Consider the following 13,759-nt stretch of genomic DNA (forward strand, 5'->3'; position numbering starts at 1 on the left):
TCCCAGAGGCGGCTCAGGTACAGCCGGGTCCGCGATCGATTAAAGGATTCAGCAGCATAGCGAGCGCGGCGGGCATAGGGCAACGGGCAATGCCTGAACGGTACTAAAACCTGCGCCGAAGTGCTCTTCGTCATTTAGCGATTTCCCCTACACCAAACACTTACTTTCCCGACTTCTTTCCCCGCCGATCCCCCGCAAAGTCTCGCGCTTTGAATTGATCCGCGCGAGGGACTGCGAATGTTCATACCTGACAACCTCCTGGCCTTGAACAACACCATCGGGCTGCTGGTGGTCGCCGCCATGGACCCTGACCAGCCGAATGTCGAAGCGCTGCTCGATGACTTTCGACTGTGCCTGAACGACTACGACGTCTGGGCTGAAAGTTTCTGGACCGGTAGGGCACTGGATGTCGAGCAAGTGTTCAAGGTCGGCAACGAAGTCCGTCTTAGCGCGCCGAAGAATTCCACCACGCCAGTCAGTGCGACAGTCGCCGCGTGCCAGGCCAGCGGTCCGTTGACCCTGGTGCATATGTTTGAGGCCGCGCGTTTCGTGCCGATCGGCAATACGCCGGTAATGCTTGAACCTTTGCTTTCCGACGTAGCGGGTGAGCAGACGTTTGGCGAGCCGATCTACGACGAAATCGGCCCCAGCGGCATCCTGGAAATCCCCGATTGCCCGCGCGGCCAGCGTTATCGCATCACCTTCTTTCCCGATGTATCCGCTGATCACGTCAAAGCACTTTACGCCTCCTATCAGGGCGTCATCGGCGAGCTGGAAGGTTGGTTGCGCAATGAGTGGACGACCGAATTCGAACCAGCGTGGGCCGGGTTCTCCCAGGACGGTTTCATCAAGCGCTACGGCATGCTGCAACAGGCCGATTGGCGCGGCTTCGAGAACTCGCTGAACGGTTTGTGGGATGACGTGAAACAGATTTATGCCCTGATCGCAAACCTGCAGGCCAACAGCGAAAAACTCCTCGAATACCTGACTCAATCCGAGCTCGAAACGCTGCTGAACGCTTCGGCGGAGTCCATCGCCAACGTGTTGCTGATGCTGAGCGACGAGCCGTTGATGTTCATTCATCTCGCGGCGCTCACCAGTTGGCTGAGGATGCTGCCGCCACAGTACCTCGCCGAGGTCGTGGCGGAAATTCGTACGGAGATATTGATCAGTTTCTTACTCATGTGCCTTACCGGTCCTGCGGGACTGGAATTGCGTCTGAGTGCGAAGGCGCTGTCCAGGATCAAGTCCCCACAGACCCGGCAATGGCTGGCGGCCGCCAGTTTTCGATTGGCTGAGCTCACCGCCAAGTCCGACCTGACAGCCCACGCTGGTGCGCTCAAACCGCTGATGGTCAATGCCCGGAATGCACCGATCAATCCTGCACCCGCCGTGTCGTTGCAAATCACCGCGGGTGTTGCGCCGGTTCTGTTGGTGAAGAATCCGGTGGCCATTGCTCGCGACAAGTCTGAAGCCATGACCAGGATTGGCAGGCAGGAACATCGCGACGATGCCCCGGATCAAGCGAAAAACCCCAACGGTGACAGCGCCGATTGCGGACCGTTGACCTGTACCAATGGCTGTCCGGTATCGATGGTCACGGGCGAGGAACTGCTCACGCTGACCGACGGATCACTCGACGGGATTTTGCCGTTCGACTTCACCCGACTCTATCGCACCAGTGCGGTGGAGATCGATTGCGGGCTCGGATTCGGCTGGAGTCACTCACTCGCCCATCACCTGGAAATTGATGGCGACACCGTCATCTGGATCGACCACGAAAACCGCCGTACGACCTTTCCGCTACCGAATATCGAGCGCCCGACGATTCACAACAGCCTCTCGCGGGCAGCGATTTATCTAGGTGACGAACCCGAAGAGCTGATCCTCGCCCTGGCTGGCGAAAAAGCGCGTTTTTTCCACTTTCGTGCAGGACATCTGACGGCTATCAGCGATGCCTACGGCAATCGGCTGACGGTGCAGCGGGACTCTTCTGACAGGATCAAGCGCCTCGATAACGGCGCAGGGCGCTCCCTTCTATTGCGCTATGAGCGCCGGCACATGGTCGCCGTCGAGTATCAGCGTTTTCATCCGGCCGCCCCCCTGGAAGACGCCTGGCGTACTGAGCAGACGCTGGTTTCCTATCGCTACGACGCTCGTCATCGCTTGATCGAGGCGACCAATGCCGCCGGCGAAAGCGAGCGCTACGACTACGACGATCAGCACGTCATCCTGCAGCGGCAACTGACTGGTGGGGCGAGTTTCTTCTGGGAGTGGGAAAGGTCCGGCAAGGCGGCCCGATGTGTCCGGCATTGGGCGTCGTTTTCGCAGATGGACACGCGTTACGTCTGGGATGACGAGGGCAGTGTCACCGTCCAGAACATCGATGGCAGCGAAGAGGTTTACGACCACGACGACCGCGCGCGACTGGTGCGCAAGGTCGAGCTGGACGGCGGTGAACACCTCAAGGCCTACGACGACAACGGTCGGTTGCTTGCCGAGCAGGACCCGCTCGGCGCCGTCACCGAATACCGTTACGACGAAGTCGGACGGCTTATCGCGCTGATTCCGCCGGAAGACGAGCCGACGGCCTACGAGTATCGCAACGGTTTCCTGCACGCACGGTTTCGCGGCAAAGCCGTCTGGAGATATCAGCGCAACGCCCAAGGTGACATCACCGAAGCGACCGATCCTGACGGTCATGTCAGCCACTATCACTACGACGAAAAAGGCCAGCTGCTGTCGATCCGTTACCCGGACACCAGCCGGCATGTGTTCGTCTGGAATGGTTTGGGGCAGCTGGTTGAGGAAACGCTGCCGGATGGTGGTGTGCGGCGGTTTTCCTACGATGCGTTGGGGCGGCAGATTACCCGTCAGGACGAACACGGCGCCGTCACCCAGCACCAATGGGATGCCGTTGGCCGACTGATCCAGACGACGCTTCCCACAGGCGCGAGCCGCGCCTTCAGCTACAACGCCTACGGCAAGATCACCGCCGAACGCGATGAACTGGGTCGCGTCACCCGCTACGAATACGTCGACGACCTGCACCTGGTCAGCCGCCGTATCAACGCCGACGGCACCCAGCTGAAGTACCGCTACGACAACGCGCAGCTGTTGCTCACGGAAATCGAAAACGAATCCGGCGAAAAATATCTCCTGGACTACACGCCCAATGGCTTGATCCGACAGGAAACCGGATTCGACGGCCAACGCACGGCGTACGCCTACGACCTCAACGGCCAGCTGCTGGAGAAAACCGAGGTCGGCGAGGACGGCTCGCAACTGGTGACGGCTTATCAGCGGGATTCGGCCGGACGCCTGCTGGTCAAAACCCTGCCCGACGGCATCAAGGTTGAATACCGCTACGACAGCCTCGGCCGACTGGTCAGCGTCGATGACGGTCACGACCATCCGCTGGAATTCGAGTACGACCAGCAGGACCGGCTGATCGCCGAACATCAAGGCTGGGGCACGTTACGTTATGGCTACGACGCCTGCGGTCAGCTCCACCGCCTGCGCCTGCCGGACAACAGCAAACTTGATTACCACCACGCCAAGGGCGGTGCACTGATGGCCATCGACCTCAATGGCACCCGACTGACGTCGCATACGCTCTTCGCCGGCCGCGAACTAAACCGCCAACAAGGCCTGTTGCTCAGCGATTATCAGTACGACGACCAGGGACGTCTGAAAGCCCACTCTGTCAGCCAATACCTCCAACCACTGTATCGCCGCGACTATGCCTACAGCGCCAACGGCAACCTCGACTACATTGCCGACACCCGTCACGGCCAACGCAGCTACCAATACGATCCACTCGACCGACTGATCCGCGTCCGACACTCCCGCGATCAACAACCGGAAAGCTTCGCCCACGACCCGGCGGGCAACTTGCTGATGCAGGATCGCCCCGGCCCATCCACCGTCAAAGGCAACCGCCTGCTGATGCAAGGCGACCGCCATTACGACTACGACGCCTTCGGCAATCTGATCCGCGAGCGCCGCGGCACCGGGCAAAAACTGGTCACCGAGTACCGCTACGACTGCCAACATCGGCTGATCGGCGCCACCCTGCCCAACGGCAGCCAGGCGACCTACCGCTACGACGCCTTCGGCCGCCGCATCAGCAAAACCGTCGACGGCAAAACCACCGAGTTCTTCTGGCAAGGCGACAACCTTGTCGCCGAACACAGCCAGGATCACCACCGCAGTTACCTCTACGAACCCGGCACTTTCCGCCCGCTCGCCATGCTCGACGGTAAAGGCCCACACCAGGCCTGCCCGTTCTACTACCAACTCGACCATCTCGGCACACCGCAAGAACTCACCGACTACAGCGGCGAGATCATCTGGGCCGCCCGATACGCAGCGTATGGCCGCCTGACTCGACTCAACCGCGACACCCATCAGGTACTTGATCAGCCATTGCGGGTTCAGGGGCAGTATTTCGATGCGGAAACGGGCCTGCATTACAACCGGAATCGCTACTACAATCCGGATGTTGGACGGTATCTGACGCCGGATCCGAGCAAGTTGGCGGGTGGGTTAAACGGGTATCAGTACACGCGGAACCCGACAGGGTGGGTTGATCCGTTGGGGTTGAGTGAGTGTCCGGGTGGGGATGGGTGTAAGCGGTCGGCGTTTGGGGATGAGGATCCGGCGGGGAAGGCGAATGTTGATGAGGGGAATCCAAATCTTCCATTTCCAGAAACCGTCGACTGGACACCACACGGCTACAAACACAACCCATCAAAAAATATGACTTGGAAGGAAACGATAAACTCAACCAAGTCGGGGCCCGCCAAATACAAGCAAGGCATCGATGTTGAAATCATGGAACGAGACGCTTACAAAACCGGCTCTCCTACTACCAACGGAAAATCTTGGAAAGTCAAAGAATACGATACCGACATCGGTGCCAGCGAAGGAAAACCCAGTCGCTGGATACGCATCGAGCTAAGCGCCAGAACGATCCATGGACATCCAATCTCAGAGATCGAATATAGGAGACTAATGAAGTGATTGACCTAACATTCATCACGGGAAAAATCACTTACGATGAGCTTTCCGCACTGAGAAATATAGACCTCTCAAATCAGATCGACTTTCTGAAAGAGGACATGCTGCAAGTGGAGTATCACGATACACATTTGCTAGATGTAGGCTGGTATCCGTCGTTCGACATCAACGGTTCTTTTCAGATAAGAGTTATCAAGAATTATGACTGGGACATACCACTTGCGTTTTCAAAGGCCGGTACGATTCGATTACTTATCGAAGAAATAATCGCTGCTCAAAATCTGATAAACAAGGATAGATAACTGATTATCTGTTAATTGTTAATTGTTAATTGTTAATTGTTAGAAATCGCTCACTCATTTCACCAAAGCCCAGCAAGTTGCTGGGCTTTTATTTTTAAATAACAATTAGCCTACTCTCCCGAACCACGTGTTCCGCCACTAGCACTTCCCGTCCCTCCTCCCGAACTACCACTCATCCCAGAACTACCAGAGCCTCCAGACCCACTCCCAGAACCGCTCCCACTCGAACCTACACCACTCATCGCCCCGCTTCCCTTCTCCGGGCTGGTGCTATTTCCATTTGCATCACCACCATTCCCACCCTTAATAGTGTCAGGCGGCAGCGCCTTCTCGTCCGCGGAGCCCGCATTCATTTCGGAGTACGGCGGCATCCCGCCCTTATCCACAGGTGCATCGGTGCCGGAGGATTGTGCAAACGCCGACATTGAGCCGGTCGACAACACGCCGATCACCGTCAGGGCCGTCAATTTTGACCTCATCATGGTGTATCTCCTTTAAAAGGTGCGTACCTGACTTCTGGCAGTCATCGCTTTTTAAAGGTGCCGCACAATTGACGAGTGGCGCTGTGCCACAGCGTATTTCAGCTCGGCTCGTTTGAGCCATCTTCACCGGCAATGTCCGGGTCGTCAGGGTGAGCTTCAACATCCCCGCGCTTCACTTCATCAGAAGGCAACTGCTCTACAGCGGTGTCGTCATCAGGCGGACGTTGATCACGACTCAGGGGATCGGTCGGGGAAGGCAGCGGATATTCGGGGGTATCGTCGATGTCGGAGTCTTTCGGATCAGCGTTCATAAAACACCTCTCATGGGGGTCTGAAAAGTAGGCCCTGAAGTTTCGAGGATTGCGCCCTGCTTTGTGTTCGATCAGAGAGACAATCGGTCGTGTCCGTCGCGCAGCAGGGTCAATCTTCGTCCTCTTCCTCGTCTTCGAACTCGATATTTCCGACGTCGCCCGCATCATCGGAATCATTGAGCGGCACTGTTGCGTCATCCATCAGTGAGCCTGGGTCTTCGTTTCCTGGATCGTTAATGAACGGAAGCCCGCTCGGGCCTTTTTCTTCCTTGCCTTCTGTTTCAGGAGTCATGGCATGCCTCACAACATTCTGGGGTGTATGAAGTTCGAGGCGTCCCACGACCAAACGTTCCAGAGTCCTACTCCAGAAACGAAAAACCCGGTGCTAGGCCGGGTTCCTGGTGTAGTTCGATGTCGAATCAGTGATGTTTGTTCTTGTGCTTGTTTTTATGCTTATGCTTGTGGCCGCTACCGGAATGTGAACTGCCGCTATCGCTACCCAAGTTGTTGCCTACCGCCCCACCCGCCGCGCCGCCCAGGCCTGCGCCAATGGTCGAACCGGTAGAACCACCGAGGCTATTGCCGATCACCGAGCCACCGGCCGACCCCAGACCACCACCAATAGCCGCTTCTGTGCGACTGCCTTTGTTCGCGCCGACCGCGCTACCTGCCGCGCCGCCTACACCGGCGCCAATCGCGGCCCCCGTGCTGCCGCCCATTTGCTGGCCGACCACGTTACCTAGCGCACCGCCAATACCACCGCCAACTGCAGCGGTGCCGTCACCGGCTGCCATTGCACCTTGAGCGACCAAAAGTCCCAGAACCAACGTGGACAATGTCAAACGCATGATATGAACCTCTAAATTCCGTATCGGGGGTAAGAGAACGCGTTACGGATGGCGTGAGTCTAGCTTTTTCATCACGCCAGCGCTGATCGTTGGACAGCTGTAAATTCGAAGAGCGCGAAGAAGAAATATCCAGATACGAAAAGCCCGGCATCAAGCCGGGCTTTTTTGAGCTGATCGATCAGGATCAGTGACGCTTGTGACCTTTGGCCAGGTTGCTGCCCACGCCGCCGCCCAATGCGCCGCCCAAGCCTGCGCCGATGGTGGAACCGGTCTTGCCGCCCAAGCTGTTGCCGATCACCGAACCACCAGCCGCGCCGACACCACCACCAATGGCTGCTTTAGTGCGGCTGCCTTTGCGTGCTGCAACAGCACTGCCGGCCGCGCCCGCTACACCAGCACCAATCGCTGCACCGGTGCTGCCACCCATGCTCTGGCCGACCACATTACCCAGCGCGCCACCCAAACCACCACCGATGGCGGCAGTGCCATCACCCGCAGCCATCGCACCTTGAGCAACCAAAAGCCCCAGAACCAAAGCAGGCAGTGTTAAACGCATGACAAGAACCTCAAAAAAAGGGGGTAACCGAAAGGGACGAGATTGAATGCTTTAGAGGAGACAAAGTCCAGACACGCACGGGTACAACCTCGCAATAGGCGACGGTTGGACAGCGTTTTTAGAAAAGGTTTTATGACAGGCAAAAAAAAGCCCGCTGGGGAACGGGCCAGGTACTGCTTTCTAACGGATGAGTTGAGCCTACGTAGGTAGGTGTGAAAAGTTTGTGAAAAAAAACACCAACAGCGGGTTGTGTATCTGTAGTCCAAATCCCAACGGCCGACCTTGTGAAAATAAAAACCCCGCTCAATGGCGGGGGCTTTCCGGTTGACGGTTACATCCTGGAAGACGGCATCCTCTTGGGCAAGAATTTCGACTTTACAGTTCGGGGCGCCTTGGATTTCAATTTGGCGACCTGGACCCGGTTTTCACCAAAGCCCGCCATATACTCCGCTTGACCACACTGCACGCAATTGTTGATCGGAAACTCAGACCCGTCGTCTTCGATATACGAATCAGCCATACCTTTCCCCTCTCAAAAAAGGGTCGACACCGGCAAGCCCTATTTGCCCGAAAAATATCGACCTTCAACGCTTTTGAGACTAGTCAGTCATTACCGGACTTGTAGTTCAGATTATTGCGTCCCCGACGAACGGCCTCGTGACCACACTCACCTCAACTTGACCGCCGTCCCGGTCACAAACACCACCACCATCCCGCCCTTCCCGGCCGGCATGCTGATCTCATAATCAAGCCCCACCACCGCATCAGCCTGAAGTGCCCGCGCCCGTTCCTTCAACTCGTCGGTTGCCTGAATCCGTGCTTCCTTCAACGCCCGCTCCAATGTCTGAGAGCGCCCACCGAAAAAATCCCGCATCCCGGCGAACATATCGCGGATAACGTTGACACCCTGCACCGACTCGGCACTGACGATGTCCAGATAGGCGGTGATTTGTCGGCCTTCGATGGTGTGGGTTGTGGTGGTGATCATTAAATTTCCTTCTTCAAAGTCCGGGAATAGTTACTCAAGGCAACCTGGACAGATGTTGAGCCAACGCATCAAACGCCGGCAAGGTGACCGGATCGTTAGCCGAGTTACTGGCGACCGGATGGGAGGCGTAGCGAACAATCACCATCTCGGCTTTCGGGTCGACATAAATGCGTTGCCCATGGACCCCACGCGCCATGAAGGCTTCGCCCTCTTTGTCGGTCACCCACCACATTGAACGGTAGCTCCAACCCTTCAACAAATCGTAACGCGCCTGGGCGAATGCCTGCTCGTCGCCGCCGCGACGGAGGTCGTCAACCACCGCTTTGGGCACGATTTGCTGACCGTTGAACTGGCCGTCATTACGCAACATCTCGCCAAACCGTGCCAAGTCGCGCAAGCCCGTGCTCAAGCCGCCGCCAGCAAACGGGGTGCCAATGGAGTCCACCGTGAAATAGGCGTCCTGCTCAACCCCCAAACGGCTCCAGATCCGTTCCGACAACAACTGTGCGACGTTGCGACCGGTCGCTCGAGCGATGATCCAACCCAGGACATCGGTATTGACTGTCTTGTAGCCGAACGCGCTGCCGTGTTCGCCTTGCGGTTGAACCGTCTGCAAAAACTCGTAGTAACTACGCGGACCGCTGTAGTCCTTGGGCTTGGGCAGAGGGCTGCCAGCTTTTGCATGAGCCCAGACCTCGGCGTTCGGGTCGGCGTAGTCCTCGCTGTACTTGAGGCCGGTCGTCATATCCAGGACCTGGCGCACCGTGGCGCTGCCAAACGCGGAAGCCGCCAGTTCGGGGACGTATTCGGCGACGTGCTTGTTCGCATCGATTAGCCCTTCTGCCACCAACATCGCCCCTAATGTGCCGACCACGGACTTGGTCACCGACATTGCCGCGTGCTGGCCTTCAGGCTTCAGCACGCCAACGTAACGCTCGTAGACAACTTTCCCGCGATGCATCACCACAATCCCGTCGGTGTAGGTGGCCGCGAGGGATTGCTCCCAGGTCATCGCAGCCTTCGCGCCAAGCGGGACGAAGCTGACCGCATCGATGTCTTTGCGCAGCGCAGATATCAACGGAACCGGCGCGCCGAGCCCCCGTGAAACGTTGATGGTTGGCATCAGTTGACGGAAGTTCGAAACACTCCAGCGCATCGCCGGGAACTGGAAATAGCTGCCATCTTCGAAACGCACGGTGCGATCGGCAGGTGGTGGTGAGCCGACCATCCAGCCTAGTTTTGCGGGGTCGCTGGCTATGGCATCGGGGAAAGTTTTAGTCGTAGATGCGGTGGCGAATAAGGAGGCGGTACTCATCAACACGGCGGTGAGGGAAATAGCTATGCGGCGGGAAGCGGCGCGAGGGTGAGACATTGTGTCGATTCCATTCGAGGGGGGGTGGGCAGTCCAACAGGTGAAAGGGGAAGCTGAAGACCGTGCTTGCAAAGTCGTCGAACAGAGTTCACGCCCGTTGCACAGCCGAGATGCGGAGCTCTTTGTTCATTGACTACTGCCCAAGGTATTAGAGCAGCTTGACCAACACAGTTGTGACAGTGGCCACCGTGCCAATCAACCCAGTCGCTACAGCCACCGGATACCAAAAAGTTTCACGGGTCATCTTCCCGGCCTCGGCGTTCAGCTTGCGCTGCTCAGCCATCAGCTTGACGATCTCCACGTGAACCTTTTCCAGTTCGGCCTGTTTCATGGTGAATTCCTGCATAACGTGCGTTCGTCCTTCCAGATAATAGACCGCGTCATGTGCCTTGCCGTTGATTCATTTTGTACCCTAAAGGCGCAACGCGAATACCCCCTCCAGAAACGGCTCGTGTCAGTTGCTGAAACCTATGAAAGCACCCAACTACCTGGCTTTCCAGCATTACTTCCCACATGCCTATCACCCGTCCTACATGAATTTCGGAAGCACCTTCGCCGATGGGCGTGGGTCAATAACATGCCACCCACGAAATCCAGACGCCAGAAACCACAAAACCCCTGACTTCTTTCGAAATCAGGGGTTTTGGTTACATCGAATTTGGCGGTGAAGGAGAGATTCGAACTCTCGATACAATTTCTTGTATACACACTTTCCAGGCGTGCTCCTTAAGCCACTCGGACACTTCACCGTATCTCGTCAAACATGTTCTGTCTGTCGAGGCGCGCTAATGTAGTCGAAAGCTTTTCCGATGGCAAACTTTTTTTGCAGAATTTTCATGCGCTTAGCGTTTTAGTCGTTCGAGCAGGTTCCAGTCCATGGCAAACCCGCCAATCTCCGGCTTCGCGCCCTCCTCTATATAGAGGGGAATGCGCGGCTGACGTGGCGGGCGACGCTTGCCGGGCGGGGAAAGGGTGACTGGGCGGTCAGTCACGGCGCTTTACCTGGCCTACGACGGTGGGTAACGTCTGCCCTACTTTATTGAAAGGAATAGCGTCATGAGTGAGTTGATTTCCTACCATCTCGAAGACGGTATCGCGACCCTGACCTTGAGCAATGGCAAGGTCAATGCCATCTCTCCGGACGTGATTGCTGCGTTTAATGCCGCGCTGGATCAGGCGGTGACTGATCGTGCGGTGGTGATCATTACCGGTACTCCCGGGATGTTGTCGGGCGGTTATGACTTGAAGGTGATGACATCCGGCCCTAAAGAAGCCGTAGCGCTGGTGACTGCCGGTTCGACGCTGGCCCGTCGTCTGTTGGCGCACCCGTTCCCGGTGATCGTCGCGTGCCCTGGGCATGCGGTGGCCAAGGGCGCGTTCCTGCTGTTGTCGGTGGATTACCGCATTGGTGTCGACGGCCCGTTCACCATTGGTTTGAACGAAGTGCAGATCGGCATGACCATGCACCACGCCGGTATCGAGCTGGCCCGTGATCGTCTGCGCAAGTCGGCATTCCACCGCTCTGTGATCAACGCTGAGATGTTTAATCCGCAAAGTGCCGTGGATGCCGGTTTCTTCGACCTGGTGGTGTCGGCCGAAGAGCTGCAAGGCGCGGCGCTGGCGGCGGCTCGTCAGTTGAAGAAGATCAACATGACCGCTCACAAGAACACCAAGCTCAAAGTACGCAAGGCGCTGCTGGAGGCACTGGACAACGCGATCATCCAGGATCAGGATTTTTTGGTTTAAACCCAAACGTGCCGCACCGAAAAGCCCGACCGTCGTGTCGGGCTTTTTCTTACGCTCTCAGTTGAAAAGCCTACAACCGCTCTAGATCGCGTCTGACCCATAAGTCGGAAACATGCGCTCAAACATCGCCTATCTCCCACCTCTATAGCGGCAATTGCCGAAAACAGTGCACATCCGTACACTGCGCCACCTTTTGTCCCGGTGGGGCCTGTAAATGCTGTTTGTGTTTCGTATGTTATTGATGGGGCTGCACTTTATTCTGGCCGGTGTGCTTGGGATGATTCTCGGCCTGTGCCGACCGTTCAATCCGGACAACAGCCGAGTGTGTGCGCGTCTTTATGCATGGCCGGCGATGTGCATTTTGCGTCTGCGGGTGAAGGCCGACGTCGGACCGCTGATGGATAAGCCCGACAGTTGCGTGATCATCGCCAACCACCAATCCAACTACGATCTGTTTGTGTTCGGCAACGTGGTGCCCCGCCGTACCGTGTGTATCGGCAAGAAGAGTCTGAAGTGGGTGCCGCTGTTTGGTCAGTTGTTCTGGCTGGCGGGCAATGTGCTGATCGATCGCGGCAATGCGCAGAAAGCGCGCCAGTCGATGCTGACCACTACCCACACGTTACGGAATGAAGACACTTCGATCTGGGTCTTCCCGGAAGGCACGCGCAACCTGGGCGAAGAGTTACTGCCGTTCAAGAAAGGTGCCTTTCAAATGGCCATTGCCGCCGGGGTGCCGATTGTTCCGGTGTGTGTCAGCAGTTACGTTAAACACATGCGATTGAACCGTTGGCGCAGTGGGAAGATTCTGATCCGCTCGTTACCGGCGATTCCTACGGCTGGATTGAGCCTGGATGACATGCCGCTGCTGATTGCCCAGTGCCGCGAGCAGATGCGCGAGTGCATCGCTTCGATGGATCGGCAACTCCAAGCCGCATAAAAGAAACCCGCCTTGTGCGGGTTTTCTTTTGCCTGCGAGCTTTTGCCTATGAACTCAGCAGATTTCACTGACTCTCAAGCAGCAGACAGGGCTAAGCTGGACACTGCCTGCCACTGCCATCTTTGCTAATAGAAAGCTGCCAATAAGAAGTGAATCACTATCATGGGTAGAGTTGTTGCTGCTGCGGTTTATAGCGCCGGTAAGAAAGTCACCAATATAACCCTCGACGAAGGCGCTGCCTGGGCTGCAAAGCCTGGCCACTTTGTCTGGATCGGCCTTGAAGAGCCGAACGCCCAGGAGTTGTTCAATCTGCAACGCCAATTCAACCTGCACGAACTGGCCATCGAAGACGCCCTGGAAAAACACAGTCGACCCAAGCTGGAAACCTTCGGCGACGCACTGTTCATCGTCACGTACTCGCCTATCCGCAATGAAGGAAAACTGGAGTTCATCGAGACTCATATCTTTGCCGGCAAGGGCTACATCATTACCGCACGCAATGGTCACTCGGCGTCCTACGCCTATGTCCGACAGCGTTGTGAGGCGCGTCCGCTGTTGCTGGAGCACGGGGAAGATTTCGTACTCTATGCCATCCTTGACTTCGTGATCGAAAACTACCAGCCAATGGGTGAAGCGATCCATGCAGAGATCGATGAGCTGGAAAGCAACGTCATGTGTAGTTCTCTGAACGAGCGCGACATTCAAAAACTCCATAGTCTGCGCCGGGATGTCTTGCGTTTGCGTCGTTATGCGGCGCCGATGGTAGAGATTGGTGAGGAACTGCAAAAACTCAACTTTCCGTTCATCGACAAGAACATGCGCCCGTACTTTCGCGATGTGCAGATCCACGTCACGCGGCAGATGGAAGACTTGACGACCCTGGCGGACATTGCCAGCCAGACCATTGAAGTTGGGGTATTGCTGGAGGCGTCACGCCAAAGCGTGGTGCAGCGCAAGTTTGCGGCGTGGGCGGCGATTCTGGCGTTCCCGACGGCGGTGGCCGGGATATACGGGATGAACTTTCAGGACATGCCGGAGTTGAGTTGGCATTACGGTTATTTTGGGGTGTTGGGGGTCATTGCGGTGGGGTGCGTAAGTTTGTGGGCGAGTTTCAAGAAATCCGGGTGGTTGTGACCCTGTGGCGAGGGGGGCTTGTCGGAACGCCGCACCGCCCCGTTCGGCTGCGTAGCAGTCG

13 protein-coding genes and 1 tRNA gene are annotated in these 13,759 nt (G+C 56.9%); 5 read left to right on the forward strand and 9 right to left on the reverse strand.

The window, feature by feature from the left end; all coding sequences use genetic code 11:
• The first annotated feature begins 237 nt into the window (after positions 1-237).
• Together ACA059_RS22535 and ACA059_RS22540 are read left to right on the forward strand one after the other, a co-directional pair.
• Complete coding sequence (locus ACA059_RS22535) at positions 238-5,025, forward strand: RHS repeat-associated core domain-containing protein (RefSeq protein WP_497631060.1); 4,788 nt, start codon at positions 238-240, stop codon at positions 5,023-5,025.
• Positions 5,022-5,324 carry a hypothetical protein gene (locus tag ACA059_RS22540; RefSeq protein ID WP_497631061.1) on the forward strand — a complete coding sequence of 101 codons (303 nt, stop codon included), beginning with the start codon at positions 5,022-5,024 and terminating at the stop codon, positions 5,322-5,324. The genes ACA059_RS22535 and ACA059_RS22540 overlap by 4 nt, the downstream gene beginning before the upstream one ends.
• A gap of 580 nt (positions 5,325-5,904) precedes the next feature.
• Here the strand turns inward: ACA059_RS22540 and ACA059_RS22545 are convergent.
• The 9 genes from ACA059_RS22545 to ACA059_RS22585 all read right to left on the reverse strand — a co-directional run bounded on the left by ACA059_RS22545 (position 5,905) and on the right by ACA059_RS22585 (position 10,873).
• Complete coding sequence (locus ACA059_RS22545) at positions 5,905-6,117, reverse strand: hypothetical protein (RefSeq protein WP_150655250.1); 213 nt, start codon at positions 6,115-6,117, stop codon at positions 5,905-5,907.
• A gap of 109 nt (positions 6,118-6,226) precedes the next feature.
• A complete protein-coding gene (locus tag ACA059_RS22550; protein WP_282479668.1) occupies positions 6,227-6,409 on the reverse strand; it encodes a hypothetical protein in 183 nt (60 codons plus the stop codon).
• Positions 6,410-6,536: 127 nt separating this feature from the next.
• The gene (locus ACA059_RS22555; protein WP_497267178.1) at positions 6,537-6,965 is read right to left on the reverse strand and encodes a glycine zipper domain-containing protein; all 429 of its coding nucleotides are present in this window, start codon (positions 6,963-6,965) and stop codon (positions 6,537-6,539) included.
• 184 nt (positions 6,966-7,149) lie between these two features.
• Positions 7,150-7,521: a hypothetical protein gene (locus ACA059_RS22560; RefSeq protein ID WP_059404653.1), complete on the reverse strand. Its 372-nt coding sequence runs from the start codon at positions 7,519-7,521 to the stop codon at positions 7,150-7,152.
• A gap of 667 nt (positions 7,522-8,188) precedes the next feature.
• Positions 8,189-8,509: a YbjQ family protein gene (locus ACA059_RS22565; RefSeq protein WP_095130296.1), complete on the reverse strand. Its 321-nt coding sequence runs from the start codon at positions 8,507-8,509 to the stop codon at positions 8,189-8,191.
• Positions 8,510-8,543: 34 nt separating this feature from the next.
• Entirely contained in the window at positions 8,544-9,824 is a 1,281-nt protein-coding gene (locus tag ACA059_RS22570; RefSeq protein WP_497634713.1) for a serine hydrolase domain-containing protein, read from the reverse strand.
• Between the two features lie 205 nt (positions 9,825-10,029).
• Positions 10,030-10,212 (reverse strand): hypothetical protein, encoded by a 183-nt coding sequence (locus ACA059_RS22575; protein ID WP_123364738.1) that lies wholly within the window; start codon positions 10,210-10,212, stop codon positions 10,030-10,032.
• Positions 10,213-10,540: 328 nt separating this feature from the next.
• A tRNA-Ser gene (locus ACA059_RS22580) sits at positions 10,541-10,630 on the reverse strand.
• A 93-nt stretch (positions 10,631-10,723) separates the two neighbouring features.
• Positions 10,724-10,873 (reverse strand): hypothetical protein, encoded by a 150-nt coding sequence (locus ACA059_RS22585; protein ID WP_185049171.1) that lies wholly within the window; start codon positions 10,871-10,873, stop codon positions 10,724-10,726.
• A gap of 64 nt (positions 10,874-10,937) precedes the next feature.
• Between ACA059_RS22585 and ACA059_RS22590 the strand changes: the two genes are divergently transcribed.
• From ACA059_RS22590 to ACA059_RS22600, 3 genes are all read left to right on the forward strand, one after another.
• On the forward strand, positions 10,938-11,627 hold the full coding sequence (locus ACA059_RS22590) for a crotonase/enoyl-CoA hydratase family protein (RefSeq protein ID WP_497631062.1): 690 nt from the start codon (positions 10,938-10,940) through the stop codon (positions 11,625-11,627).
• 214 nt (positions 11,628-11,841) lie between these two features.
• Complete coding sequence (locus tag ACA059_RS22595) at positions 11,842-12,564, forward strand: 1-acylglycerol-3-phosphate O-acyltransferase (RefSeq protein ID WP_497631063.1); 723 nt, start codon at positions 11,842-11,844, stop codon at positions 12,562-12,564.
• A 162-nt stretch (positions 12,565-12,726) separates the two neighbouring features.
• The gene (locus ACA059_RS22600) at positions 12,727-13,698 is read left to right on the forward strand and encodes a magnesium and cobalt transport protein CorA (protein WP_497631064.1); all 972 of its coding nucleotides are present in this window, start codon (positions 12,727-12,729) and stop codon (positions 13,696-13,698) included.
• The last annotated feature ends 61 nt before the right edge of the window (positions 13,699-13,759 follow it).

This window comes from Pseudomonas sp. LBUM1647 (genome assembly GCF_059716175.1).

Excerpts from the sequence above, each read along its gene's own strand:
- ACA059_RS22535 (WP_497631060.1), top strand. The coding sequence starts at position 238 with ATGTTCATACCTGACAACCTCCTGGCCTTGAACAACACCATCGGGCTG.
- ACA059_RS22545 (WP_150655250.1), bottom strand. The coding sequence starts at position 6,117 with ATGAACGCTGATCCGAAAGACTCCGACATCGACGATACCCCCGAATAT.
- ACA059_RS22550 (WP_282479668.1), bottom strand. The coding sequence starts at position 6,409 with ATGACTCCTGAAACAGAAGGCAAGGAAGAAAAAGGCCCGAGCGGGCTT.
- ACA059_RS22555 (WP_497267178.1), bottom strand. The coding sequence starts at position 6,965 with ATGCGTTTGACATTGTCCACGTTGGTTCTGGGACTTTTGGTCGCTCAA.
- ACA059_RS22560 (WP_059404653.1), bottom strand. The coding sequence starts at position 7,521 with ATGCGTTTAACACTGCCTGCTTTGGTTCTGGGGCTTTTGGTTGCTCAA.
- ACA059_RS22565 (WP_095130296.1), bottom strand. The coding sequence starts at position 8,509 with ATGATCACCACCACAACCCACACCATCGAAGGCCGACAAATCACCGCC.
- ACA059_RS22570 (WP_497634713.1), bottom strand. The coding sequence starts at position 9,824 with ATGAGTACCGCCTCCTTATTCGCCACCGCATCTACGACTAAAACTTTC.
- ACA059_RS22575 (WP_123364738.1), bottom strand. The coding sequence starts at position 10,212 with ATGAAACAGGCCGAACTGGAAAAGGTTCACGTGGAGATCGTCAAGCTG.
- ACA059_RS22590 (WP_497631062.1), top strand. The coding sequence starts at position 10,938 with ATGAGTGAGTTGATTTCCTACCATCTCGAAGACGGTATCGCGACCCTG.
- ACA059_RS22595 (WP_497631063.1), top strand. The coding sequence starts at position 11,842 with ATGCTGTTTGTGTTTCGTATGTTATTGATGGGGCTGCACTTTATTCTG.
- ACA059_RS22600 (WP_497631064.1), top strand. The coding sequence starts at position 12,727 with ATGGGTAGAGTTGTTGCTGCTGCGGTTTATAGCGCCGGTAAGAAAGTC.